The sequence below is a fragment of the Citrobacter sp. RHBSTW-00524 genome (assembly GCF_013747755.1).
GTDB classification, from domain to species: domain Bacteria; phylum Pseudomonadota; class Gammaproteobacteria; order Enterobacterales; family Enterobacteriaceae; genus Citrobacter; species Citrobacter braakii.
In genome coordinates this window covers 22,855-45,213 of record NZ_CP056422.1, presented here as the reverse complement: position 1 = coordinate 45,213, position 22,359 = coordinate 22,855, and the positions used below count along the sequence as shown (strand labels likewise).

Here is a 22,359-nt window from a genome sequence, read left to right as displayed (position 1 = left end):
AGCGTTTTTATAACAAGTAATATAGGTATGTACTTACTTATGGCGGGCATGGATGCCCGTCCTTTCAAGGAGAGAATATGTGGTACAGGGAAGGTACTATCACATTTACACAGGGAAGTGACGCACTTTCTGGCACTGGCACGTACTGGAATGTGACCGCCAACGGCGTTCTGCCGGGCATGATCGTCATCGGCCCTGACAACAAATTGTACGAAATTAAGCGTGTAATCAGCGACACAAGCCTGATTCTCGCGGAGCCGTACACGGGCGAGACCCAGACGGACGTTCCGTGCCGCATCATCACAACCTATGAAGGCGACTTAACGCAGTTCAGCGCACGCTTTACCGCGCTCATGACCCGAATGTCAGCCGACTCGAAGACGATGCGCACCTGGTTGACGGCAGTTGATGAGGTAACGCTTGAGCGTGAAGACGGTACGGAAGTGACCGTGAAGTCGCTGACGCAGATCGTCGATGAGCATAACGCAAACCAGAAATGGTATACGGATAACGCCGACGTTATCAATGCCGCTGGCGACAAGGCCAGGGAAGCTGCTGCCAGTGCCGCGGCCGCTGCGGAAAGCGCCAATACAGCGTCTACCAAAGCCACCGAAGCAAGCCAGAGTGCTGCCGCAGCTGCTGCATCAGAAAACGCTGCCGGTGCAAGCGCTTCCGCTGCCAAAACGTCTGAAACCAATGCTGAGAGCTTCAAGGTAGAAGCTGCTGCGTCTGCCGCGACAGCGTCTACCAAAGCGACTGAAGCGGGAGAATCAGCCACGAGTGCCGCGGCATCCAAAGATGCGGCGAAAGCATCTGAAACTCAGGCTGCGACCAGCGCGTCCGAAGCCTCTGCTTCAGCGTCTGCTGCGTCTGACTCTGCTGCTGCTGCCAAAACCTCTGAAACCAATGCCTCTGCCTCAGAGCAGGCCGCCGCTGGCAGTGCAGCTGATGCGCTGGCCTCAAAAAATGCGGCTAAGGAATCAGAAACCCATGCTGCTTCGAGCGCCGGTGAGTCGGCGGCAAGTGCTGCGGCTGCCAAAACGTCAGAAACCAACGCCGACGCATCACAGAAGGCTGCTGCTGCCAGCGAGTCAGCTGCCGCATCCAGCGCGAACGCCGCTTCCGAAAGCGCCACCGCTGCAGGTGAGTCTGCTGACGCCGCTTTAGCGAGTAAAAATGCTGCTGCGTCCAGCGAACAGAAGGCAAAAACTTCGGAGACCAATGCAAAGGCGTCCGAGACAGCTGCATCGGAGAGCGCAACGGCTGCCGAAGCATCAAAAGCGGCTGCCCAGAACTCAGAAGCCCACGCAGTGGAAAGTGCCGCTGCCGCAGCTGGCAGTGCTGATGCTGCGAGCAAATCCGCTACCGCGGCTGCCGATTCGGCCACAACTGCAACAGAGAAGGCCAACGTTGCCAGTGAACAGGCGACAGCTTCTGAGGCATCTGCCGCAGCCGCCAAAACCTCTGAAACCAACGCGAAGTCTGCTGAGACCGCCGCTGAAGGATCTGCAACAGCTGCTGCCAAATCCGCAGGTGAGGCTGCTGCTTCCGCAACGACTGCGACCGAAGCGATGGCAGTGGCTGAAGCTAAAGCCAAAGAAGCCTCTGACTCTGCTGCTCTGGCATCCACGAAAGCAACTGAGGCGACCGATGCGGCTGCCGGGGCGAAAACTTCTGAACTGAATGCCAAAGAATCAGAAACGAAGGCTTATGAGTACGCCCAGAACGCCCAGGCCAGTGTTGCCAGTGTGAAATGGAAAGGGACTTCGGCTGAAATGGACATGGCTACCGATGCGCCGAAGTGGGTGAAAGTGTCCACGGCACGTATGCCACAGTCGACCAGCACCGTATACATCGAAGTGATCGGCGGGGCAGGGTACGAAGCCGGGCAGCCAGGGCTTGCTGCAATGGCCGATATTGTGCTGCGAACTGCTGCAGGCGATCCGAAATCGTTGAATGCGGTCGCTTATCGCACTATGGATTCGGCTGTGTTGACTGTAGCTACCGTTAACACGACTGACGATAATTACGACATTTACCTCAAAGCCGGTGCTGGCTCTCAGAAGCTGGTCGTCAACCTGCAATCTGCCGGTGCTGTGGTCGAAACTCTGGAAGTACTTGAGGTTGTGGATACGCTGCCTGAAGACGCTGTAGAAGGGACTGTCTACCATCGCGTCATTTCTGATCAGGATGGCTCTATTACCGGTTCGCTGGTGGGTAATGCCAGCACTGCGACTGTACTTCAGACTGCACGCCAGATCGGTGGAGTGAGATTTGACGGTTCGGCTGATATCAACCTACCTGGTGTGAATATTCAGGGTGATCAGAACACCACTGGTAATGCCGCTACTGCAACCAAACTGCAAACACCGCGGACAATCAACAGCGTAATGTTCGATGGCTCTGCCAACATTACTATCCCGACGTTGGTTTCCCGCGGGCGAGTTAATGCGCTGGCTTCGAACACTCAAGGTGCCATGCCTGGCATTCAGATGTATGAAGCCTATAACAATAGCTATCCAACGGCTTACGGCAACGTTATTCACTTGAAAGGTGCTTATGCGTCTGGTGAGGGCGAACTTTTAGTTGGTTGGAGTGGAACAAGCGGCGCTCATGCCCCGGTATATGTGCGATCTCGACGTGATGCCGGTGACGCAAACTGGTCTGATTGGGCACAGGTTTACACCACAGCACACAAACCCACAGCGAAAGACGTTGGGGCCGCGCAAGCATTTAGCGCGTCGTACAGCACAGGGGCTGGTAATTGGACTACCGCTGAATTTATCGCATGGCTGAAGGAGCGTGGTGCTTTCGAAGTGCCGTACTGGATGATGAAGGGTTCCTGGTCATATGCCGACAATAAAATTATCACTGATACAGGTGTCGGCAATATCTGTCTTGCTGGTGCAGTTATCGAGGTTTTAGGTACCGAAGGCGCAATGACCATCCGAGTAACTACGCCTACAACGACGACCGGTGGTGGGATTGCCTGTGCTCAGTTCACCTATATTAATCACGGTAGCGCGTATGCCCCTGCCTGGCGCAGAGATTACAACACTGCTCTCAAACCTACTGCGGCTGATGTCGGTGCATTGCCGATTTCTGGCGGTTCACTCTCTGGCGGAATCACTGCATCCGGGGAACTCCAGGTCACTTCGGCAAAAACAGATGGAGGCCAATTCAGGGCTGTAAGTGGAAACTACGGTTTCTTTATCCGTAACGACGGTGCAAATACCTATTTTCTTCTTACCAATTCTGGCAGTGCATATGGCGGTTGGAATGGCTTACGTCCTTTAACCATCAACAATGCCACTGGCCGTGCTTCAATATCAAACGGAATTGATATCGGTGGTGGGGCAACCATCAACGGAAGTGTGGGGTTGGGGGTTGCAAACGGGTTAGGCGGTAATTCAATCGTTCTTGGCGATAATGATACCGGCTTTAAACAGAACGGAGATGGCATTCTGGATGTTTACGCCAATAGCGCCCATGTTTTTAGGTTCGTTAATAGCACGCTGCAAAGCCTTAAGCCGTTGAGTGTAACGGGTGACATCACGTCAAGTGCGTGGGTTTACGCCAACCGTTTTTCCATCAACAGCAGTTCTGGCGCGTGGATAGATATGCGTAACCAGAACGTCATCTTCGGGAGGAACGCTGTAAGTACAAGCTCTGCACAAGCGTTGTTGAGACAAGACCACGCGGATCGCAAATTCTTCTTGGGTGGCTTGGGAAACAGTCAGTTTGGTTTTTACATGATCAACAACTCACGTACCGCAAACGGCACGGATGCGAACGCATACCTCCAGAATGATGGTACTTGGGTTTGTGGCGGTAATGGCAGCTTTAATGACGTTTATATCCGCTCTGACCGTCGTAGCAAACGCAATATTCGCAAGATTGAACGAGCGCTCGACAAGCTGGATCGGATCGAAGGTGTTCTGTACGAGATTCAGGTCTGTGACCGGTATGAGCAGTCTGGCGGCCTCATCGCTCAGGACGTCCAGAATGTTCAGCCTGAACTGGTAACGGTTGATCATAACGATCAGTCCGGAGAGCCTCGTCTGCGTCTGAACTATAACGGCGTTATCGGTATGCTGGTTGAGGCCGTCAAGGAGCTGCGCAAGGAAGTGCGTGAACTGAAGGCGAGAATGTAATCAAGGCGATTGGTGGGGCTTCCCCACCAATCATCTATTTTCACATCGAATAAGGAGATTAGGTGTGCCAATTGTCGGTGTTCCCGGTTGGATTGGATCTTCGGCTGTTAGTGTTACCGGCCAGAGATGGATGAGCGCGGCTCGAACTGCGGTGCAATTGTCTGCTGCTGGGAATATGTCTCAGTTAGCAGGTCGTTCTACGGAAATTCATTACAGCATCGGTGCGAATCATAACTACAACAAAGACACACTGATCAACTATTTAAAATCACAGGGGGCGACACCAGTCGTTGTTACCATTACAGGGGATCTGGTGTCGTACAGTAGCGGCGTGCCATGTTTAGATTTCCCAAGTTCGCTTACCAACTCTTATATCAGCCTGGTAATCAACGCAGGTGTAACTGTCTATGGCCGTGGCGGTAATGGTGGCGTTAAAGGTGGCGGTGCTGCCGGTGGCACTGCTATTAACAACGGAATTGGGACCCGTTTAAGAATAACCAATAACGGCGCTATTGCCGGTGGTGGCGGTGGCGGTGGCGGTAACTCAGCCGATGGTGGTATGGGTGGGGGCGGTCGCCCGTTTGGTGTTGCAAACACTACAAGGCCACCAGCTTCAAATTCGCGTGCGGCAACTTCTGGCACTCTAACCGCTGCCGGGATTGGCGCTCAATATTTGATCGGCTCTACTGCTGTCCAATACACATGCGGTAGTGGAGGTAATGTGGGGGCTGCTGGTGCCGCTGCCACTGGACGATTGGGGACAATGTACGGAGGTGGCGCGGCGGGTAAGGCTGTCACGGGGAACGTGCCTACATGGACTAAAGTCGGTGCAATTTATGGTGCTCGTGTGTAAGTACTTACCTACCATGTAAGGGTGATTTGTGGTATAAAACAGCCATCCCGATTTGACGATTCATGGAGGAAATAATGTCGAACGAGATGGCAGGCGTAACGCCAGAGCAGGTAGAGCGCATTGCCGCTATCGTTGCGCGTGAAGTTGTCGGCAAATTAGGTAAGGAGTTACGTGAGGAAATTGGCCAGGAGGTCAACGACCAGCTCAAAACCTACTTTGGCGATATGACGCCTTCGCAACACAGCATTCAGCACTCCAACCTGGACAAACTACTTAATCGACTAGACGCCATCTCCAGCGGGTTCTTTGGCGGCATTATCTCAAAGATAACGTCGTTCCTGATTACCGCGCTGCTGCTGGGTCTGGCCGCTTATGGCGTGAAGAATGGACTGCAATAACAGGAGATCAAGGATGAAAACTCCGAGAGGCATTCGTAATAACAACCCTGGCAACCTCGACAAAGGTTCGCCGTGGCAGGGGTTAATTGACAACCCTGCCGAACCGCGTTTCTGCACGTTCAAAGATCCCGTATGGGGCATTCGAGCGCTGGCAGTAACGCTCATTACCTACCACGACAAGCGCCGCGCGAAGGATGGCTCCAGCATCGATACGATCCGCGAAGTCATCGAACGCTGGGCGCCTCCGCATGAAAACAACACCGTAGCTTACGTGAACGAGGTATCTAAAGCCGTTGGCGTGACCCCGGACATGATTATCGATCTGCACGACTACGACACTCTGCGTCCGCTGGTGGAGGCGATTATCCGTCATGAAAATGGCCGTGGCCCGCTCAAAACGCCGAACACCTGGTATGCGGCAGAAGTTATTGAGGAAGGTCTACGTCGCGCTGGTGTCGTTAAGCCGGTGAAAACCGTGAAGGCTGTTCCTGTAACCAAAGAAACTGCCGGTGCGACCGTTACGGCGGGAATTGGTCTGGCACAGCTGGCCGACGTCATGCCACAGGTCTCTGCGGCAATGGACAAGGCGCAGGGACACATCACCAGTGGTGATACGGTTCGGATCATCTTCGGTATCGCGACCATTGTGGTGGCTGGCTTTATCGCCTGGTCACAGGTGCGAAAACACCAGAACGGGATGGTCTGATATGACCGGCAGCCTATTTTCAAAGCTGAAGTTTGCTCTGATGACTCTGGCTGCCGTTCTTTTCGTGCTTGTCGGTGCTTATACGATGGGAGGTCGTGCGGCCCGGCAAGCAATCGAAGAGAAGGCCAGACAGGAGGACAGGAAAAGGCTTCAAAGCACAGTGGACGTCAAAAATGAGACACTTAATGAAGTGCGGCGGAAAGATGCTTCTGCTGTTCATCGCGAGCTGCATGATAAGTGGCTGCGTGATTAAGACACAGACTTCCGGCGTGCTGTTCTGCGATGCAGCAAACCCTATTTATGTCAGTAACGACGACTTTATGACCGAAGAGACGGAACGTGAGATCCTCTTCCATAACACGATGGGAGAGCGATTGTGTAACTGGCAGGACAGACAAGCCTTGAATTAAAAAAGCCCCTCGATTGAGGGGCTTCGTTTACTCTGTTTCAAACAGCTCTTCAATGCTTTTCGTGGGGTAGAAAAGCGAGTTCGCATTCGCCCCCGTCAAAGGGATGAATCCAAACTTCTGATAGAACTGCATTGCGCTTTGGTTTAGTGCATCCACAAACAAAGCGTATATGCCTACTGCGCGAGAAGCCTGATAAACAACCTTCAACGCGTGCGTTACGAGAACCTCACCGTAGCCTTGTTTCTGTAGGCTGATATCTATTGCCAGGCGGCCAAGCGTAACGCTGGGTGCATCTGCGTAGGGGATTTTCCGCTTCTGGGTGTTCGATGGTAGCGTCTGTCTTGCAAAACAGCTCCCGGATAGCGTGTAAAAACCCTTAACTTTCGGCACCGGATCTTTGGTAAGAAGCAGGTAGCCGCGTAATATACGCCCGTTGTGTTGCTGTACTAGGCGGTTTTGCAGGAAATCATTCAGAGATGGTTCGCCGCAGTCGAAGCCAGAAAAATCGTATACGGCTTGTGCTGAAAACATCTCTATGGTCAGGTCGGCCACGTCTTACTCCATGCTTTGTAGACGTTTGGCAGCTCGTTTCAGCCTATCGTTCGGTGCAGGCGGGTTACTGATGGCATCCATTACCAGATTCCAGGACTCTTCACTGAGAATCAAGCGGCGATGTTGCTCTATCACTTCCGCAGCACGTTCAGAGGCGCTGGCAACCATAAACTGAGTAATAGTCTGGTTGGTCATTGCCGCAGCTTCTTCGATCATGCTCTTGTCGTCGTCAGTTAATCTTAGATCGATGCGCTGTTTTTTCAGTGCTGACATGCTTTACTCCTGGCCTCACTTCCCAAGCTGTGAGGCACTTCTTTGTCTAGATATAATTAAATGATATAAGTGTCAGATATATAAGCTATTTCAGTATCAACTCAATAATTTAATGTCAGTATATAAGCGATTAGTAACAGTAATTTAAACGGTATTTATTCAGTAAGATCAGTATTTATATAGTCATTTCAAGCATCAATAATATTATCGGTCAAACCCGTCATATGTACGGCGTCTTTCCGTACATTCACTATAAGGCTGATTGGCCAAACATTCAACTGTTAGTTTGCTCTGTGAGCTAACACCCTGCATTGCCTATCATTTCACCTTTACACCGTAGCCGTAGGCATTTAGGCTATATCGCATATAAGAAAACAAGTTGTTTCATACGACAATAATTCACGCAAAGGGAACTCACCAATGACCAGGATCATTGTGGTTGGCGGCACAAAAGGCGGCCCAGGCAAATCTACCGTTGCCCAGCAAATTGCGGTATGCCTCAAAGTTAAAAAGAAAAAGAAGACTCACGTCACCGACATTGATATTCAGCGCACCACAACGAGCTGGTGCGAAGACCGTCGCCAGAACGAAGATCTTGAGCTAATCCCGTTCGCATACGTTCAGGACGACATCGTCAAACACATCAAATCGCTGAAGGGACGCTACGATTACGTCGTCATTGATGCGGGTGGTTTTGACTCCGAAATTCAGCGACAAGCGATGCTGCTGGCAGACTTCATCATTATCCCGCTTCGCCCTAAGCGTCGTGATTTGAAATCCCTGCGTGATATCGACCCGATTATCGACAACGTTCGCAACGTGAACGAGACTGTGAAGATCCGCGCGGTAGTGAACCAGTGTCCGTCACTGCCTTCCCAGGCGTCACGTATTCTGGCGGCGAAAGAAATTGTCGAGACATTCGGCATCGAGGCTGCGCCGGTTAACCTGTACAACCGTAACGTTTATGACGATGCGGAAGAGGCAGGTCGTTCTATCTTTGAAATGACTGGCGCCGAACGCGATAAGAAGGCAGAAGCCGAGTTTGAAGAGTTTGTAGATTACATCATGAGTCTGGAGGAAGAATAATGTCCATGAGAATGGGAGACCTTGCAAAGCGCAAAGATCCGGAAGAACCGGTAAAAAGCAGCACCCCAATGCGCCAGCCAGTCAGACCGCAGGGGCGTCCGACTCGTGGGAAAGAGAAGATTAAGAGCCGCACAATGTCGCTGGAAGACGAGTACTTCGATCTGCTGGAGATGATGAAGTTCATCCCTCGTTTCGAGAAGTTCACCCGTTCTGACGTGATTCGCGCAGCCATTTTCCATCTGGCAGAGAAGTCGCCGCAGGAAATCGAAGACATCGTGAAACTGAACGAGGCGATCACCGCTGCCGACGTCACGATGCGCACCGATGAAATCAAGCGTGAGCTGATGAAGAAAGGTTAAGTAAAAGGCGCTGAGAGGCGCCTTTTACATTTGTCAAATAGAGCATAAATGATGATAAATTTGGATGAAGTCTTAAACACTTTTTTCAATTCAGACAATAAGGTTGCTGTAATAAAAGGTGATTGGGGGATAGGGAAAACACATTTTTGGAATGGGTACTATCACAAAAATGTTAATTCGCTAAATAAAAGTGCTTACTCATATATTTCTCTTTTTGGAAAAAACTCAATAAATGAAATTAAGAAAGAAATATTTCATTTGGCGACTCCAATAAATGAAAAAAAGTATAGGCAGACACTTGTTGAACAAGATAAAATAGTGAATGGGAAATTCCTTTCCAAAATTTGTTATTGTTTAAAATATAATAGATTATCTAAGTTCATTATAAAATATTTCGACAATACGTCTATAGGTTTTAGAGCGGGAAATTTTGTTTCGGCTGTTGAATATTCGTTTGTAAAGGATTATGTAATTTGTTTTGACGATTTAGAAAGAAAAGGTAACTCTTTAGAGATAAAGGATATCATGGGGTTGATTGATGAGTTAGCCCGAAAGAAAAACTGTAAAATAATACTGGTTTATAATGAAAACAATCTCAAGGGGACAAAAGAGGAAAAACAATTCTCAGAGTACAGAGAGAAAATTGTAGATCTAGATATTATGTTTTCCCCAATGGCCATTGATAACCTGGATAAAGTTTTTTTTAAAAATGATAAAAACTATAAATATTTAAAAGAAATTGTATTGCATTTGGATATTAAAAACATTCGGATATTAATTAAAATTAAAAATATGCTTGCAGAATATGAAAAAGACCTTTGCGAAGCACATGAACAGGTTAGAGCTGACTTTGTCAATAGAGTAGCTTTATTTTCATTTGTCTACTATTCTGGGGTTCATGACGTCGATTACGAAGAGTTCAAAACTCTCATTAATACAAATGCATACTACATTCCAGACGATGAAGTAGATAACAAAACACCTGTGCATCTATTTGTAGGTAATGTCGAAGATGTTTTTAATAGATGCGATGGTGTGTTTGATGATGATATTGACTTTCATCTAAAACATGGTTATAAAATCGCTGCAAGTAATCTTGGTGAAGTAATCCAAAAGAAGAATAAAGATTATACTAATATCACATTGAATAATAAAGTTAATGATGTTTGGGCTATTTATACTGGGTCCTTTGCAAAGAATGATTTTGTTTTTATTTCTGAAATTAAAAAGCTATTTGAAGAAAATCTTTGTGATCTTCCATTGGGTAGGGTATCCAGTTTAATGGAAATGTTGGAATCTCTAGGGGAAGATTGTGACGACTACATTACGAAATATACTGATGCATTTTTCGAAAGATGTGATATAAATTTAGCGTATTCAGATTTAATAGATGCACATATAAATTTTGAAAAATTGTCAAGTGTCATTAAAAATCGAATCGTTGCACTTAAATATGAAGGGATTTCTTTAGAAGATATACTAATTAAGCTAAGTGCAGGCAATTCTTATAACCCAAGAGATGTTGATGCTTTGAATAATTTTAGTGAGGATGACTATTTCAATTGGATGACAACATGTGAACGAGATGTGATGAATCTAGTCAAAAATGGTCTGTTAAAATTTGACAACTTAACTAATCCCACCAGTGAGCAAGAGCAGATAACCAGAAAGGCCAAAGATGCACTTGTAAGGATTTCTAAATTGTCTTCTTTAAATGAATTTAGGGTAAGGTATATTATTAAAACAATTTAAAAATTATACTTCTGTGAACCTGTTTTCGTATATAAATACTAAGTTACTTATTATTATTTATACGGGAGCAGGTCTTTTTCTATGCCAACTTCCCAGACACATTCCCTTCCGTTTCCACTTCCAAAAACAGTCTCCAGTCGCTATGATTCGCTCATTATGATAAGTAAGTAACTACCTATCGAGCAAAGCACATGAGCCAGATCTTCTTTAACACTATTAACAACGACCAGTACGACTTCATGACCGAGTGGGACACCACAGTCATGGACAAGTGGGTGGCCGAGAATATTGGGCTGTCACGCTGTAAGGATGAGGCAGAGCTGTTCGAGACAAAGTGGTTCGATTACCGCGACATGCACCCGCTTATGGCCACATGCCTCTTCACTGAGGCATACAAGCGCCAGTACTCATACATCATGCTGTCGCATGGCCGCGAGCACTATGAGACGGCCCAATTCACTACCGGTTTGAAACGTGTGCCGTATCAGGAGCTGTCGACGGCCAACAAAACGTCTCTCTGGAAAGCACGCCAGTTTGCCGACCAGTACTGCTGCTCTTATGACTACTTTATTTCTACCGTTCTTTCCGCAGCTGCACGCCGTCTGTGGGACAAATTACCTCGCCCCCAGCATCTCTGGCAGCCCGAGCTGATCGAGATTTTCGAAGAGAAGTTAGCCAAACGCGCTGTAACCCGTCTGGATGACTCTCTGGTGAGTTTTAAGCATCTGGGAGACATGCAGGACGACCCGATTCAAGAACGCTATTTTGAGTGGGTTCTGGAGCGTCTGCGTGGCATTACCCGAGACAAACGCGTCCGCATCATCTTCTCCGCTGTCTGGTTGATGGAAATCGTGCCTGAGCGTGTGATTTACGCGCACTTCCCGGAAGAACTGGAAGAAGCACGGCGATTCTGTTGATCCCCTATTTGGCTTTTTTAGTATTAGAAAACAAATTGTTTAAGCACCAAAGGAAAGCACATGACCGAACTTTGCCACACAGGACGAGGGTTGTCTGAAGAGTTCGACGACGATTTCCAGAATCGACTCGCAGCCTACTTCTGTCGCGACCATGAATTTCTCACTCGCGCCGGTGATCTGGTTGCGCCAAACCAGTTCTCCAATGCGGCCAACGCCATTCTGGTGAACATGGTGTCGGGCTACTACAGAATGTATAAGAGCGCACCATCATCGTCGGCCATCCTCGACATGCTCAAACGCGCCAAACGCGATAAGACGATCCGCGAAGAGCTGTTCCCCGACGTCGTTGAGGCGTTTAAGCGGATTCTCGCGGAGAAGCTGTCAGATACGGCGTACATGGTCGACCAGGTCGCGACGTTTGCCAAAAGCGTAGCGTTCGACGACGCGCTGATTAAAGCGGCTGAGATGAAAGAGAAGGGCGATTTCCAGGGCGCAATGGCAATCATGGCCAAAGTCCAGCAAATCGGCTCTAACGAAGCGACCGGCATTTACGATTACTTCTCTGAATCAGCAGAGCGTTACAAGGCGCGTGAGTATGAAGCATCCGACGATTACGTGCCAAACAGCATCACGACGGGTCTACCGCTGCTCGACAAGCTGCTTTACCAGAAAGGCTGGGCAAAGCGTGAAATGGTGCTGTTCATGGGCTTCGCGAAGTCTGGTAAATCGACAGCGATGGGTGAGTTCTCCATCAACGCCACGCTTGCCGGTTACAACGTCCTGTATCTGTCGCTGGAAGTTCACACCTCCATTCTGTCAGATCGCTTTGACGCCCGTCTGTCTGAGACCGAAATGTCCAAGCTGGTGGAGCGCCGCGACGACGTCCATCGCAAACTGGCAGAGCTGGGCGCGACGAAAGGCGTGGGGAGCTTGTGGATTGTTGAACGACCGTCCGGAAGCATGTCGCCTGCAGATCTGGATCGTATGTTGGGCAGCATGAAAGCCAATGGCATGATCCTCGACATGGTCGTGGTCGACTACGCCGACCTGATGCGTGCCAGCTACGACCTCCGCGACGACCGCGCCAACATTCGCAGCATCTACACTGACCTGCGTGCGCTGTACGACAAACACAACGTTGCCGGCATCACTGCATCGCAGACTAACAGGGAAGGTGGTGCTTCAGAGGTGGCCACAATGATGCACGCAGCGGACAACATCGAGAAGGTGCGTATCGCTGACCTCGTTATCACGATCAACAAAACGGAAGAGGAAGAAGCGAAAGGCGAAGCGCGTCTGTACTTCGCTGGTTCACGTAACCAGAAAGGCGGCGTAAGCATCCGCGTTAAGCAGAACCTCGAACAAATGCGATTCATCGAACGCATTATGGACGTCCTCTAAAAAAAAAGAAGGCGTGGAGAAACGCTCTCCACGCCGGTCTCCATAAGAGAACAAATTTTCTCTTTTGCCAAAGCCACAAAAGAAAAAACACATGAGCCTTTATGGTATTCAAATACCGAGGCTTATCGAGATATTACCTGCAAAAAGTAGGGTTAAGAACGTGAGCGACTTGAAAGAATTACTGACCGAGCTGGATTTTGAACAATGGCTCGATATGGAAGGAATCATCTACCGTCGTGGTGGCGTCAGTACTCGTGGACGTGAGGTGAATATCAAGGAGTGTCCGGTATGCGGCAGCTCAAACTGGAAGGTTTATTTCAACCTGACCAATGGCGTCGGCAAATGCTTTGCTGGTGATCATCCCGAAGAGATTCAGTTCAACAAGCTGGTCTTCCTCAAGCACTACAGCGGCAAATCCCGTCGCGATTTTGAAGAGTACGTCCAGAACGCGCTGATCTCACAAGGATGGGCGCCGAAGAAGGAAGAGGTCGTGCTGGCCAGCAAGGTTGAACTCGAAGGGCCAGTAGCTCTCCCGCGACATTACGAACTCCCCATTGACGGTCGTCTTCCTGATTATCTGGTGGAGCGCCATATCTCCCCGGATCTGGCCAAATACTTTGATCTGCGTTACTGCGTCGAAGGCAAGCACGCATACGTCGATCCGTACACAGACCAGGTCAAAGGGCAGGTGTTTGATATGCGCATCCTGATACCGGTTTACGATCTGGATGGCGTGATGAAGACCTTCCAAGGGCGTGACATTACCGGTGCAGCAGAACGCCGTTACCTCTTTCCGATGCAGCTGCCGGCGTCGGGTAAGTTTCTCTACAACGGCCACAATGCAGTCGGAAAACAAACGGTCGTTGTGTGTGAAGGGGCATTTGACGTAATGGGCGTGAAGCGAGCCATCTTCGACGAAGAGACGCTGCGGGATTATGTAGAGCCAATTGGCACGTTCGGGATGCACTTGTCCGGAAATATGAATGAGGACGCTGAAGATCAGTTAGGCGCGTTCCTGACGCTCAAGGCGCGTGGATTACGCAACGTCATCATGATGTGGGACAGCGAAAAGCAAGCGATCCGCAACACCATGTCAGCGGCCAAACGTCTCACCAGCATCGGACTGAATGTCAAAGTGGCCTGTCTGGGCGAAGAAGGTCTCGACCCCGGCGACGCGACGCCAGAGCAGATACTAAAAGCCTATTATCGTGCCAAGCCGTACTCCAGACAGTTGGAGCTACAAAGCAAGGTACGGGGAATTAAGGCTTTAATTTAGTTCCTATAGATGGAGATAGTCGGTCTAAAACAAACGCAGCTACCTTATTTAGTGCGTTATTTAGCTTACTTGCATCGAATGACGAATCGTCGTCTCCAGGTGAAAAATGCTCGCGGTCGACTGTCTCCCTGAATGCACTTTCATAAAAGCGATTAGTGCTGTTATCTAAATGTGTGAGGACGCTAATATCGCCATAATTTATCCACTCGCCAAGACCGTTCAACCCGCTACCTGTTTTGACGGAAATGAAGAGCGTTGCTAGCTTGTAGGCAATACAGTCTTCACTTTTCTCTATGCAAACTTTAACTCCAGCAGCCCGAAGCTGACGATAGATAATGTTTGGATATGAGCCTCGGTAAATCTTGTCGCTGTCAATAATAATGACGTCATATTCTTCTTTCGATTCAATGGACAATGCCGTAGGTTGTAGATCGTCACTATGGAAAATGAATCCCAAAAGACGCTCTAAATCGCTTGTTAGTTTGTAGCCCGGATTGGCCTTGATCTCACCTGTTCTATCCTCGTAAACAAGTCCTGAAGAAATGAGCTTATTGAGTGAGCGCAGAGACAGTGCTTTTTTTTGTGATGTGATGCTGGCTTGAGCTGATGCTGATGTTTTAAAACCTTTGATGGAAGCATTCGTTGCAATGTAGAGCTTGCGGGCATAATCGATATCAGAGCAGGTTAATTCACTTAATATATGAATAAAAAGTAGTCGTTCATCGTCGTTAAGGCTGCTGCGGGCTAGGCTTACCGTCAAGCGGATGTAGTATTCTGTTTTCTTGTCTTCATCATCAAGCACGAGCTTTTTGACTAACGCCGAAAAGTGTTCTCTTGAGATATCGACCTCATCGTCGCAAATTTCACCAATGCCCATAATGTAACGGTTGAATCGATCACGACAAGTCGTAGCATTTATCTCTGAGAACAACGTGAACATTTTTTCCGCTGCCTCAATATGAGGCCCAACAAGCGGTATAGATTTGGCAAATGCCAAACCGGTTTCTTTCAATACCTTCCTGTGTTGCATCACGTTTTTGGACAACGTTGTCATAGACCTAAGCCTTGTGTGTTTAACGTATTAGTTAAGTGAAATCATATAGAAGTGACGTGACTGCTACAACTGGGCAGGATTAAGAGCATCTTTTATAAACGAAACAAAATGCCTATATTGTTAAGTAGATACATACTTATTTTTTTGTAAGAATATGCGCGACGAAGGAATTGAGGAACCTTTATGAAAGCAGATATTCAGAAGTCCGTTACCGTAATTATCGACAAATCAGGCGTAGAAATTGATACAGAAGAGCGCCAGAAGATTATCGATGAGGCGATCCAAACTGCGCTGGAGCACATCGCCACGTCTGTGGGCACCGCACCTCTTGGGGAAGGCTCGAAATACATGCGGGTATGGGTTCGTTTTGGAGAGTCCCCGGAGCTGCCTGGTGTTAAACAGAAACGCGCGGCACTCGTGGCGTTCACTCGCAAAATGAAGGACGCAACGGTCGAAGTACGTGCCGGTGCATGGTACGACGGCCGCGTTGTCTACACCAATCAGGCGGTGTGTGATGAAGGTGAACGATTTGAGGAAATTGTCGACGCAACTCTTCGCGCGATCAAAGGCAGGGCTGGTGTAGAGGATGATCCGTCTATCGCGGCGTTCCTGAGCATTGTCGAACTGCCTGAAGTTACCGAACGCGTAACAGATCTGACAACCCCACCTGGTTTGCTGGAATTGGTGGTCAGTGGCGATACCAAAAAGGCCGTTGAGCGCATTCGTGAGGTGGAATACGGCATCATCTGCGATATGTGCCGTAGCGACTTAGACCTGGTGCGTATCATTGTCGACGCGGGTCAGGCATGTGACGGTGTACTCGCCAGTTTTGCAGGGCAGGTGGCACGCCTGGCCAACGAGCTGCCGATGATTAAACAGGAGGCAAAATCATACGCCGTCCACCATGCCAACGATTTACTGGAGCCATACCGGTTCGAAGCCGCTCAGGACAAAATGACTGGCTGGGCGACCTGGTAAGCCTTGATAAACCATTTAGCCCCCTGGTGGGGCTTTTTTAAACTGCGCTCAATAAGTAAGTACACGACTACGGTTATAAGCATGTCCACAAGAACAGATTTGTCGAAAATCCCGTCTATCTCCGGAAACAACGGTTATTCGCTGCGCTGTCCGGAAGTGAAGATCAACGGCCATGAGGCTCATTGCAGCTATACAGTCTGCCAGCACACCATCCTCGCCTACAAAGAGAAGCGTCTCCCGGCTACATCGTTCCAGTCCTGCGCTGCGGCCATTGCTGCCGGCAAATGCCAGGCGCTGAAGATGATGGTCGAAGAGATCCGCAAAGGCGAACAGCTCTACTTCATCGATATGACTGCGCTTATCAAAGAAGTGGAAGAGCAAAACGACCATGCCAGAACGCTCACCCGGAAGCGCAACACCATGACGATTAACAGTCTGGTTAAACGCACGAAGAAAACAGAACCAGCCAAACCCAAAACCACGTCCACCGATTCACTGGCGCCCGTCACTGACGTGTACGCGGCACTCATTGAAGAAGCAACCAAAGAAAACACATGAAAACTCCCGAGCGACCGATGGAGGTTAAACACTAATGGAAAAACTGATCGCCCTAAAGCACAAGCTGGATGCCATAAAAACGATGGGAACAAACGCCAAGAAAGAGGCGCTGGCCAATCTTGATGGATTTGAGCAGAGCATGGTCTCGCTAATGCTCAACCCATTCATTCGATTCGGTGTGAAGAAGTACAAAGTGGCCGAGCCACTCGATACGTCCGTACCCAGCGACCAGAAGGTAGTAGAGCTGCTGGAGAAGCTGGCGGCGCGCGAACTGACCGGGAACGCGGCCGTTACTGCTGTCGAATCACTCGTTGCCTCAATGTGCGCTGACGGGCAGGACGTGTTTCGTCGCTTCCTGCTGAAAGATCCGAAAGCCGGTGTCGGTATCAGTCTGTGCAACAAGGTGTTCGAAAACCCAATTCCGAAGTTTGAGGTACAGCTGGCGTCTCCGTACAAGGAGAAAGGCGACAAATACCCATTTAAACCAAATCCAAAGGCCAAGTGGCCAATGATCGGCAGCCTCAAACTCGATGGTCTCCGGGTTATCTGCGAAGTCATCGTTGACGAGGAAGAGGTGAACTTCCTGACGCGTACCGGCAATCCGATTACGTCACTCGATCACCTTAAACCGGCCATGCTGGAGCGAGGCAGACTCTCCGGTTTCAAGCACATCTTTTTCGATGGTGAGGGTACTGCAGGTACGTTCAACCAGTCCGTGTCGGCGCTTCGCAAGAAGAACGTGACAGCCATTGGTGCCGTTTACCACATCTTCGATTTCTTCTTACCGGAGTGGCGTGCTCAGGCAAAAAGCAAAGAGTACCTGAAGACCGGCATGAAGCTGAAAGAGCGCCTGGCTATGCTGGTGGCGTTATTCCGCAACACTTGCGGGGAAGATTACGCGCAAGATATCCACCTGCATCCGTTCTACATCATCCATAGCCATGAAGACTTTATCGAACGCTTTATGAAGCGCCTGGACGAGAACGAAGAGGGGGAGATGGGCAAAGATCCGGATTCTGTTTACGAGTTCAAACGCACCCGCAGCTGGTGGAAGCTGAAAGACGAGGATTCCGAAGACGGTGAAATCATCGACTTCGAGCCAGGCGACCCGGACTCTGGCTTTGCGCATACGCTGGGCAAGATAGTGATTCGTCTGGAGAACGGCGTCATCGTTCGTGCCAGCGGTATCAAGCATAAGTACCTGGACGAGATCTGGAACAATCAGGAGAAGTATCGTGGACGCATCGTTGAGGTTCACTGCCATGAGAAAACGCCAGACGGTAGCTTACGCCACCCACGTCTGAAGTGGCCGAAATGTCTGCGAGATACCGAAGACCGTATTGGAGATAAAGACTGATGCTCGGCTGGATGATTGTAATTTTGGTCGTCGGCATTGTTATCGGCAGTCTGGTTACGTCCAGCTGCATCAACGATTACGTAAAAGCCGGTGTCATGCAGAGACGTGGCCGCATTTACCGCATTGTAGATATCACGTACACACTGAAGGATATTAAGGATGATCATGCTAAGTAAACGGGAGAAAGAAACTCTGCGTGAAATCAGCCAGTGGAAGGAGTTCTACGCTAACTGGAAGCCAAAGACCCGCGCCAAACTGGAACGCATGAATCTTGTCGCTAACGTTTCGCCAAAGGGATGTGTGGAGAACTATCAACTCACTGAAAAAGGACACTCACTGTTGCAGCAATTGACTGAGGCGGGGGCGTTCTAATGATTCCATACATCCTATTATCTTTTGCTGGGGGCGTGGCCCTCGGCTTCAGTATCTGTCGCGACCTGGTCAGGCAGGAACTGAAAACCAAAACGCTTCGCATCGGTAAGCGTCTGTATCGGGTTGTTCACGAGACGGGAGTGCGGAAATGAGCAATTTGACCTCTTTCGACTGGTGGCTGGCAACCTACCTTGTGGCGGCCGGCTTCGGATATGCCTTTTACACTGGTCAGTTAATCGTAAAGCTACTGCTGATCAGATTTGCCAGCCATAAACGCATAGATGACGGTCTGTGGCGCCTGGGTTCTCTGCTGGAGACTCACTACGGCGAACTGAAGGAGAACGAAACTATCACTATTCAAGCGAAGCGTTTTACGGCCATCATCACTAGAACGCCGGAACAGAAGGTGAGCTTGGTCAAAAAGATAGCAACTGAACGAGTCACAGAAAAATAAGTATTTACTTACTTATCTGTTATGTATAAGATTCATTTGTTTTCGTTGAGACGCGACTGTTTGAACGTTAAATATAACTGCAAACGAAGATACGTACCTGGCAGTAGCCTAAGAAGCCAAACACCAGCGAGGTCAGTTTCCAGCCTCGTCACCGAAATGGGACACACTGAGCGAGTGTGATTGTAGAACGCAGGATAGGGCATGTTGCACCACCCATGCCCTATTCGATGAAGTAACAGGATGGGCGGTTGGTTTCCTCATTCCATTCCATCATCCCGGTTTCAGCCAGCTGACCGTCCATCCTGTTACGTCATTTCCATTACTTATGTCGTTTAATCTTGGGTTAAAAGCGGCGACGTAACCCGGCTGGCTTGGTTAGCCAGCGCACAACGTTGAGGTCACTGTTTTTCTTTTAATCATACAGGTGATTCCACAGAGCTGTAGTGACTGATCAATATGTTGGGTCGAACATAAATCGGTTCAGTGGCCTCAACGTTGTGAAAGCAGGATTCTTTAACCCTCTGGTGAAATCATTGTTGCCTATGTAGCCCCTGGTTCCACAACATGGATGATTCCATACATCCAATAAGATCGAAGAATCTGGCGGCCGTCAACCACCGAGAAGGATTCCAGATCTTTGCTCTATGTGAGCGAGCCACAAGCCTCGTCTGGCACTAACGTAAAGTGCAAGTTGCGGGAAAGTTCCTGGTTGTCCATCAACAAGTACCGCCGCGAAATATGATGGTGTAGCTCAGTGGTAGAGCGGTTGACTGTTAATCAACTGGTCGGTGGTTCGAGTCCACCCACCATCGCCAACACAGCGCTGAACGGTTTGGAGTTCGCCACCACCGTCCGAACGGAAAGACTCCGCAAATGTCGCCAAACCGTTCAGCGCTGTGATAGACACGGCAGACGTTCTTAACCATTGCTTTTTAGCATCGTAGCAACACTTTTTTAGCGCAAACCATAATCCAAAGGGGCTTCGGCCCCTTTTTTCTTTGATAATCACAAACTTTTTTATACGTTGTGGGGCAATTCCTGTCAGTCCTACATGCGCATGTGGGTTGTGCTATGCTATGCAAATTCTAAACAAGCTATTGGAAATGCTACAATCCGAGTTTTCATACAACGAGAGGGAAGTGCAATGGGAAAGTGACTACTACGCAAAAAAAAAAGAACCCCCGAACGGGAGTTCTTTCTGGTTTTTAACGACTGCCATCGTTAAAAACCTCATATCGCGTTACGAGAACGGATACGTCAATACAAGTTCATCTTACAACTAAGATGAATCTACGTCAATTTGGTCTCGTAACGTGCTTCTTAAATCGAAACGAGGAATCTTTCGATGGCTGACATGTTTACTGTGTTTTTACAGGCTCCACTACAGAGCCAGATTCTAACCATTTTGGCCCTTGCTTTATTCGCGAGATGCCAACGAAACAAGTAGTTGTTAGATAGGGGCTTCGGCCCCTTTTTTGTATGAAAAAATCACTTATTGATTTCTTTCATGACCATCTGGGCCTTCCTCTGCTTACTGCGGATTATTGCCTTTGAACGTCTGGTCTTCATTGCGGCGAGGGTTTGTTTAATGGCTTCTTCTGGATTCCAACCATCACCCCAGGTGTCATGCTTGATTTTATATTCTCGGCAGATTTCTTTTATAAGTTTCGCGGTATAAAGCCCTAATTCACCATACAACTGTCGTCTCAATTCGAAGTAGGCTGTCATATAAGGAGGGTCGTCGAACAATGCCTCATCACTGAGTCGTCCTGCTATTTGTATCTTTTTAATTTCAATTTTGTGGAGTTTGTAAATAAAATTGGCATTGAGGTGCTTCGCTTCGCCTTTAACGTTCGACAAATCGAAGGTTGGGGTTTGGACTTGGGCAACTGCATGTCCTACCGGTGGGCATCCATCTGGATAACCATCGTCATAGGCGACATGAGCACAGTCAGCGGTAAATTTATCAAGCACAAAAATTAACTGAACGCTCATGTAGAGCCGTTCCTTATTTGCCTTCTTTGATTCAAAGATGCTCTCTTTTATTCCAACTATAATTGGTGGAGCAATAACGGCTGACGCAGCCCCTATTAAGGCCCATGTTTCCTTTGGCAATCCGCTCAACAAATCCCACATAAACTCTCCAGCGCAGGCACACTAGTCGAAGTTAATCTAATTGCTCACATTTGAAGCGGGCAGCCCCCGAATACAAATCAACTCTTTTCTTGAGAGGTCTGTACATCAGGTTGACCGGTTCATTATTTATCGTCCCAATAATCTGCATACTGTCATCATCACTTCCAGACCAATCCACTGCTGTGCTGATATTTGTAGCCGAGATCCCACGAACAACTAGGCCAATAGGTCTGTACTCTGCGCCTTCAACTGGGATCTGAAGGGGTGAATAAACGACAGATACACCTTCACAATTGAATTTGATAGGGGCTGCGACAACTGGTAGCGAGACAAGAGCACAAGCGGACATTAACGTCGCCAAGATTTTCATGTTGTTAACCGAGCACGTGGTGAATTGAGACATTATCACACTACAAACGATCAAAATCTAAAGCAAAAATGTTCACCCGCAAAAAATAGGTAACTACATACTTACCTTATGCCATTTTTGCAGGTATAGTTCTTTCAGTGACTCACTTGAAAGGACTCAATATGGGAAACAAACGTAAACAGGCGCGTCGCGCAGCTCGTCAGGCTCTGAAGTCAAAACCACGCATACACGGCTACGAAATTGACACAATCATCGTTGACGAGCTGGCTGCCGCCCCTGCTCTGCCACCAAAACCTAAGCGCGACAACTCTCCCATCGAAGCTCGTAACGAGGCCCAGGCCCACTATCTTATCTCCCTCGATACCAAACCTCTGACGTTCGCCACTGGTGAAGCCGGTTGCGGTAAGACCTACCTGGCTGCTGCCGTCGCAGCGCAGCGTCTGCTGGATAAGGAAGTCGGGAAGATCATCGTGACGCGTCCGGTATTGCAAGCAGAAGAAGATCTGGGCTTCCTTCCGGGCGACATGAGCGAGAAGTTCGCTCCGTTCTTCCGTCCCGTCTATGACGTGTTACAGAAGCGTTTGGGTGGCTCGTTCCTTGAATATTGCTTAAAGCCAGAGGTGGCCAAAGTAGAGATTGCTCCCTTCGCTTACATGCGTGGGCGCACGTTCGAGAACGCTGTAGTCATTCTGGATGAGGCGCAAAACGTTACAGCGTCACAAATGAAAATGTTCCTGACCCGTATGGGCGAGAACGTAACCGTCATTGTGAACGGAGATGTGACGCAATGCGACCTGCCAGGCAATGTTAAGTCTGGTCTGGAAGATGCACTGGAGCGTTTTAAATCTTCCTCCCATGTTGGCCTTATTGAGTTTGCGACCGAAGACTGCGTGCGTTCTGAGCTATGCAAAGTCGCACTGGAAGCCTATCAGTAAGGGAAAGC

24 protein-coding genes and 1 tRNA gene are annotated in these 22,359 nt (G+C 48.9%); 20 read left to right on the top strand and 5 right to left on the bottom strand.

Annotated elements, in window-relative coordinates:
* Nucleotides 1-77: 77 nt before the first annotated feature.
* The 6 genes from HV229_RS25400 (at nucleotide 78) to HV229_RS25375 (ending at nucleotide 6,521) form a co-directional block, all read left to right on the top strand.
* Nucleotides 78-4,154: a tail fiber domain-containing protein gene (locus HV229_RS25400; RefSeq protein ID WP_181547784.1), complete on the top strand. Its 4,077-nt coding sequence runs from the start codon at nucleotides 78-80 to the stop codon at nucleotides 4,152-4,154.
* Nucleotides 4,155-4,218: 64 nt separating this feature from the next.
* A complete protein-coding gene (locus HV229_RS25395; protein WP_181547782.1) occupies nucleotides 4,219-5,007 on the top strand; it encodes a receptor-recognizing protein in 789 nt (262 codons plus the stop codon).
* 74 nt (nucleotides 5,008-5,081) lie between these two features.
* Nucleotides 5,082-5,405 (top strand): hypothetical protein, encoded by a 324-nt coding sequence (locus tag HV229_RS25390; protein ID WP_000064173.1) that lies wholly within the window; start codon nucleotides 5,082-5,084, stop codon nucleotides 5,403-5,405.
* Nucleotides 5,406-5,418: 13 nt separating this feature from the next.
* Nucleotides 5,419-6,111, top strand: a complete 693-nt coding sequence (locus tag HV229_RS25385; protein WP_006812500.1) for a membrane protein — start codon at nucleotides 5,419-5,421, stop codon at nucleotides 6,109-6,111.
* Between the two features lies 1 nt (nucleotide 6,112).
* Nucleotides 6,113-6,364, top strand: a complete 252-nt coding sequence (locus HV229_RS25380) for a hypothetical protein (protein ID WP_000147960.1) — start codon at nucleotides 6,113-6,115, stop codon at nucleotides 6,362-6,364.
* On the top strand, nucleotides 6,357-6,521 hold the full coding sequence (locus tag HV229_RS25375; protein WP_006812499.1) for a hypothetical protein: 165 nt from the start codon (nucleotides 6,357-6,359) through the stop codon (nucleotides 6,519-6,521). Before HV229_RS25380 ends, HV229_RS25375 begins: the two co-directional genes overlap by 8 nt.
* A gap of 27 nt (nucleotides 6,522-6,548) precedes the next feature.
* Here the strand turns inward: HV229_RS25375 and HV229_RS25370 are convergent, their stop codons facing one another.
* Together HV229_RS25370 and HV229_RS25365 are read right to left on the bottom strand one after the other, a co-directional pair.
* A complete protein-coding gene (locus HV229_RS25370) occupies nucleotides 6,549-7,052 on the bottom strand; it encodes a GNAT family N-acetyltransferase (protein ID WP_172754447.1) in 504 nt (167 codons plus the stop codon).
* 24 nt (nucleotides 7,053-7,076) lie between these two features.
* Complete coding sequence (locus HV229_RS25365; protein ID WP_016582626.1) at nucleotides 7,077-7,346, bottom strand: DUF1778 domain-containing protein; 270 nt, start codon at nucleotides 7,344-7,346, stop codon at nucleotides 7,077-7,079.
* A gap of 420 nt (nucleotides 7,347-7,766) precedes the next feature.
* Between HV229_RS25365 and HV229_RS25360 the strand changes: the two genes are divergently transcribed.
* The 6 genes from HV229_RS25360 (at nucleotide 7,767) to HV229_RS25335 (ending at nucleotide 14,137) form a co-directional block, all read left to right on the top strand.
* Complete coding sequence (locus tag HV229_RS25360; protein ID WP_023315962.1) at nucleotides 7,767-8,432, top strand: AAA family ATPase; 666 nt, start codon at nucleotides 7,767-7,769, stop codon at nucleotides 8,430-8,432.
* 5 nt (nucleotides 8,433-8,437) lie between these two features.
* Entirely contained in the window at nucleotides 8,438-8,791 is a 354-nt protein-coding gene (locus tag HV229_RS25355) for a hypothetical protein (RefSeq protein WP_160859104.1), read from the top strand.
* A gap of 48 nt (nucleotides 8,792-8,839) precedes the next feature.
* Nucleotides 8,840-10,543 (top strand): P-loop NTPase fold protein, encoded by a 1,704-nt coding sequence (locus HV229_RS25350; protein ID WP_131405960.1) that lies wholly within the window; start codon nucleotides 8,840-8,842, stop codon nucleotides 10,541-10,543.
* 191 nt (nucleotides 10,544-10,734) lie between these two features.
* Complete coding sequence (locus HV229_RS25345) at nucleotides 10,735-11,460, top strand: hypothetical protein (RefSeq protein ID WP_130715040.1); 726 nt, start codon at nucleotides 10,735-10,737, stop codon at nucleotides 11,458-11,460.
* Between the two features lie 60 nt (nucleotides 11,461-11,520).
* Nucleotides 11,521-12,861 carry a DnaB-like helicase C-terminal domain-containing protein gene (locus HV229_RS25340; protein WP_181547780.1) on the top strand — a complete coding sequence of 447 codons (1,341 nt, stop codon included), beginning with the start codon at nucleotides 11,521-11,523 and terminating at the stop codon, nucleotides 12,859-12,861.
* Between the two features lie 91 nt (nucleotides 12,862-12,952).
* Nucleotides 12,953-14,137, top strand: coding sequence for a DNA primase (locus tag HV229_RS25335; protein ID WP_233622553.1), 1,185 nt, complete (start codon nucleotides 12,953-12,955; stop codon nucleotides 14,135-14,137).
* Here HV229_RS25335 and HV229_RS25330 read toward each other — a convergent pair.
* Nucleotides 14,121-15,191 carry a hypothetical protein gene (locus HV229_RS25330; RefSeq protein WP_130715038.1) on the bottom strand — a complete coding sequence of 357 codons (1,071 nt, stop codon included), beginning with the start codon at nucleotides 15,189-15,191 and terminating at the stop codon, nucleotides 14,121-14,123. The two genes, HV229_RS25335 and HV229_RS25330, sit on opposite strands and share 17 nt — an antisense overlap.
* A gap of 183 nt (nucleotides 15,192-15,374) precedes the next feature.
* Here HV229_RS25330 and HV229_RS25325 point away from each other — a divergent pair, with 183 nt between their 5' ends.
* The 7 genes from HV229_RS25325 (at nucleotide 15,375) to HV229_RS25300 (ending at nucleotide 19,725) form a co-directional block, all read left to right on the top strand.
* The gene (locus HV229_RS25325) at nucleotides 15,375-16,169 is read left to right on the top strand and encodes a hypothetical protein (protein WP_130715037.1); all 795 of its coding nucleotides are present in this window, start codon (nucleotides 15,375-15,377) and stop codon (nucleotides 16,167-16,169) included.
* Between the two features lie 81 nt (nucleotides 16,170-16,250).
* Nucleotides 16,251-16,727: a hypothetical protein gene (locus HV229_RS25320; protein WP_176691752.1), complete on the top strand. Its 477-nt coding sequence runs from the start codon at nucleotides 16,251-16,253 to the stop codon at nucleotides 16,725-16,727.
* Nucleotides 16,728-16,761: 34 nt separating this feature from the next.
* Nucleotides 16,762-18,084, top strand: coding sequence for a DNA ligase (locus HV229_RS25315; protein ID WP_131405957.1), 1,323 nt, complete (start codon nucleotides 16,762-16,764; stop codon nucleotides 18,082-18,084).
* Nucleotides 18,084-18,260 carry a hypothetical protein gene (locus tag HV229_RS26415; RefSeq protein ID WP_100229812.1) on the top strand — a complete coding sequence of 59 codons (177 nt, stop codon included), beginning with the start codon at nucleotides 18,084-18,086 and terminating at the stop codon, nucleotides 18,258-18,260. Before HV229_RS25315 ends, HV229_RS26415 begins: the two co-directional genes overlap by 1 nt.
* On the top strand, nucleotides 18,244-18,456 hold the full coding sequence (locus HV229_RS25310) for a hypothetical protein (protein ID WP_004110177.1): 213 nt from the start codon (nucleotides 18,244-18,246) through the stop codon (nucleotides 18,454-18,456). Before HV229_RS26415 ends, HV229_RS25310 begins: the two co-directional genes overlap by 17 nt.
* A gap of 148 nt (nucleotides 18,457-18,604) precedes the next feature.
* A complete protein-coding gene (locus HV229_RS25305) occupies nucleotides 18,605-18,910 on the top strand; it encodes a C-type natriuretic protein (protein ID WP_130715035.1) in 306 nt (101 codons plus the stop codon).
* A 740-nt stretch (nucleotides 18,911-19,650) separates the two neighbouring features.
* Nucleotides 19,651-19,725: transfer RNA gene (locus tag HV229_RS25300), tRNA-Asn, on the top strand.
* Nucleotides 19,726-20,398: 673 nt separating this feature from the next.
* Here the strand turns inward: HV229_RS25300 and HV229_RS25295 are convergent.
* Nucleotides 20,399-21,046, bottom strand: coding sequence for a hypothetical protein (locus tag HV229_RS25295; RefSeq protein WP_046340566.1), 648 nt, complete (start codon nucleotides 21,044-21,046; stop codon nucleotides 20,399-20,401).
* A gap of 31 nt (nucleotides 21,047-21,077) precedes the next feature.
* Nucleotides 21,078-21,416, bottom strand: coding sequence for a hypothetical protein (locus HV229_RS25290; RefSeq protein ID WP_131087327.1), 339 nt, complete (start codon nucleotides 21,414-21,416; stop codon nucleotides 21,078-21,080).
* A 161-nt stretch (nucleotides 21,417-21,577) separates the two neighbouring features.
* Between HV229_RS25290 and phoH the strand changes: the two genes are divergently transcribed.
* Nucleotides 21,578-22,351 carry a phosphate starvation-inducible protein PhoH gene (gene phoH / locus HV229_RS25285; RefSeq protein ID WP_181547778.1) on the top strand — a complete coding sequence of 258 codons (774 nt, stop codon included), beginning with the start codon at nucleotides 21,578-21,580 and terminating at the stop codon, nucleotides 22,349-22,351.
* Nucleotides 22,352-22,359 lie beyond the last annotated feature (8 nt).

Excerpts from the sequence above, each read along its gene's own strand:
- HV229_RS25385 (WP_006812500.1), top strand. The coding sequence starts at position 5,419 with ATGAAAACTCCGAGAGGCATTCGTAATAACAACCCTGGCAACCTCGAC.
- HV229_RS25355 (WP_160859104.1), top strand. The coding sequence starts at position 8,438 with ATGAGAATGGGAGACCTTGCAAAGCGCAAAGATCCGGAAGAACCGGTA.
- HV229_RS25310 (WP_004110177.1), top strand. The coding sequence starts at position 18,244 with ATGATCATGCTAAGTAAACGGGAGAAAGAAACTCTGCGTGAAATCAGC.
- HV229_RS25365 (WP_016582626.1), bottom strand. The coding sequence starts at position 7,346 with ATGTCAGCACTGAAAAAACAGCGCATCGATCTAAGATTAACTGACGAC.
- HV229_RS25320 (WP_176691752.1), top strand. The coding sequence starts at position 16,251 with ATGTCCACAAGAACAGATTTGTCGAAAATCCCGTCTATCTCCGGAAAC.
- HV229_RS25340 (WP_181547780.1), top strand. The coding sequence starts at position 11,521 with ATGACCGAACTTTGCCACACAGGACGAGGGTTGTCTGAAGAGTTCGAC.
- HV229_RS25315 (WP_131405957.1), top strand. The coding sequence starts at position 16,762 with ATGGAAAAACTGATCGCCCTAAAGCACAAGCTGGATGCCATAAAAACG.
- HV229_RS25295 (WP_046340566.1), bottom strand. The coding sequence starts at position 21,046 with ATGTGGGATTTGTTGAGCGGATTGCCAAAGGAAACATGGGCCTTAATA.
- HV229_RS26415 (WP_100229812.1), top strand. The coding sequence starts at position 18,084 with ATGCTCGGCTGGATGATTGTAATTTTGGTCGTCGGCATTGTTATCGGC.
- HV229_RS25305 (WP_130715035.1), top strand. The coding sequence starts at position 18,605 with ATGAGCAATTTGACCTCTTTCGACTGGTGGCTGGCAACCTACCTTGTG.
- HV229_RS25335 (WP_233622553.1), top strand. The coding sequence starts at position 12,953 with ATGAGCCTTTATGGTATTCAAATACCGAGGCTTATCGAGATATTACCT.
- HV229_RS25325 (WP_130715037.1), top strand. The coding sequence starts at position 15,375 with ATGAAAGCAGATATTCAGAAGTCCGTTACCGTAATTATCGACAAATCA.
- HV229_RS25390 (WP_000064173.1), top strand. The coding sequence starts at position 5,082 with ATGTCGAACGAGATGGCAGGCGTAACGCCAGAGCAGGTAGAGCGCATT.
- HV229_RS25350 (WP_131405960.1), top strand. The coding sequence starts at position 8,840 with ATGATGATAAATTTGGATGAAGTCTTAAACACTTTTTTCAATTCAGAC.
- HV229_RS25370 (WP_172754447.1), bottom strand. The coding sequence starts at position 7,052 with ATGTTTTCAGCACAAGCCGTATACGATTTTTCTGGCTTCGACTGCGGC.
- HV229_RS25345 (WP_130715040.1), top strand. The coding sequence starts at position 10,735 with ATGAGCCAGATCTTCTTTAACACTATTAACAACGACCAGTACGACTTC.
- HV229_RS25360 (WP_023315962.1), top strand. The coding sequence starts at position 7,767 with ATGACCAGGATCATTGTGGTTGGCGGCACAAAAGGCGGCCCAGGCAAA.
- phoH (WP_181547778.1), top strand. The coding sequence starts at position 21,578 with ATGGGAAACAAACGTAAACAGGCGCGTCGCGCAGCTCGTCAGGCTCTG.
- HV229_RS25380 (WP_000147960.1), top strand. The coding sequence starts at position 6,113 with ATGACCGGCAGCCTATTTTCAAAGCTGAAGTTTGCTCTGATGACTCTG.
- HV229_RS25290 (WP_131087327.1), bottom strand. The coding sequence starts at position 21,416 with ATGAAAATCTTGGCGACGTTAATGTCCGCTTGTGCTCTTGTCTCGCTA.
- HV229_RS25400 (WP_181547784.1), top strand. The coding sequence starts at position 78 with ATGTGGTACAGGGAAGGTACTATCACATTTACACAGGGAAGTGACGCA.
- HV229_RS25330 (WP_130715038.1), bottom strand. The coding sequence starts at position 15,191 with ATGACAACGTTGTCCAAAAACGTGATGCAACACAGGAAGGTATTGAAA.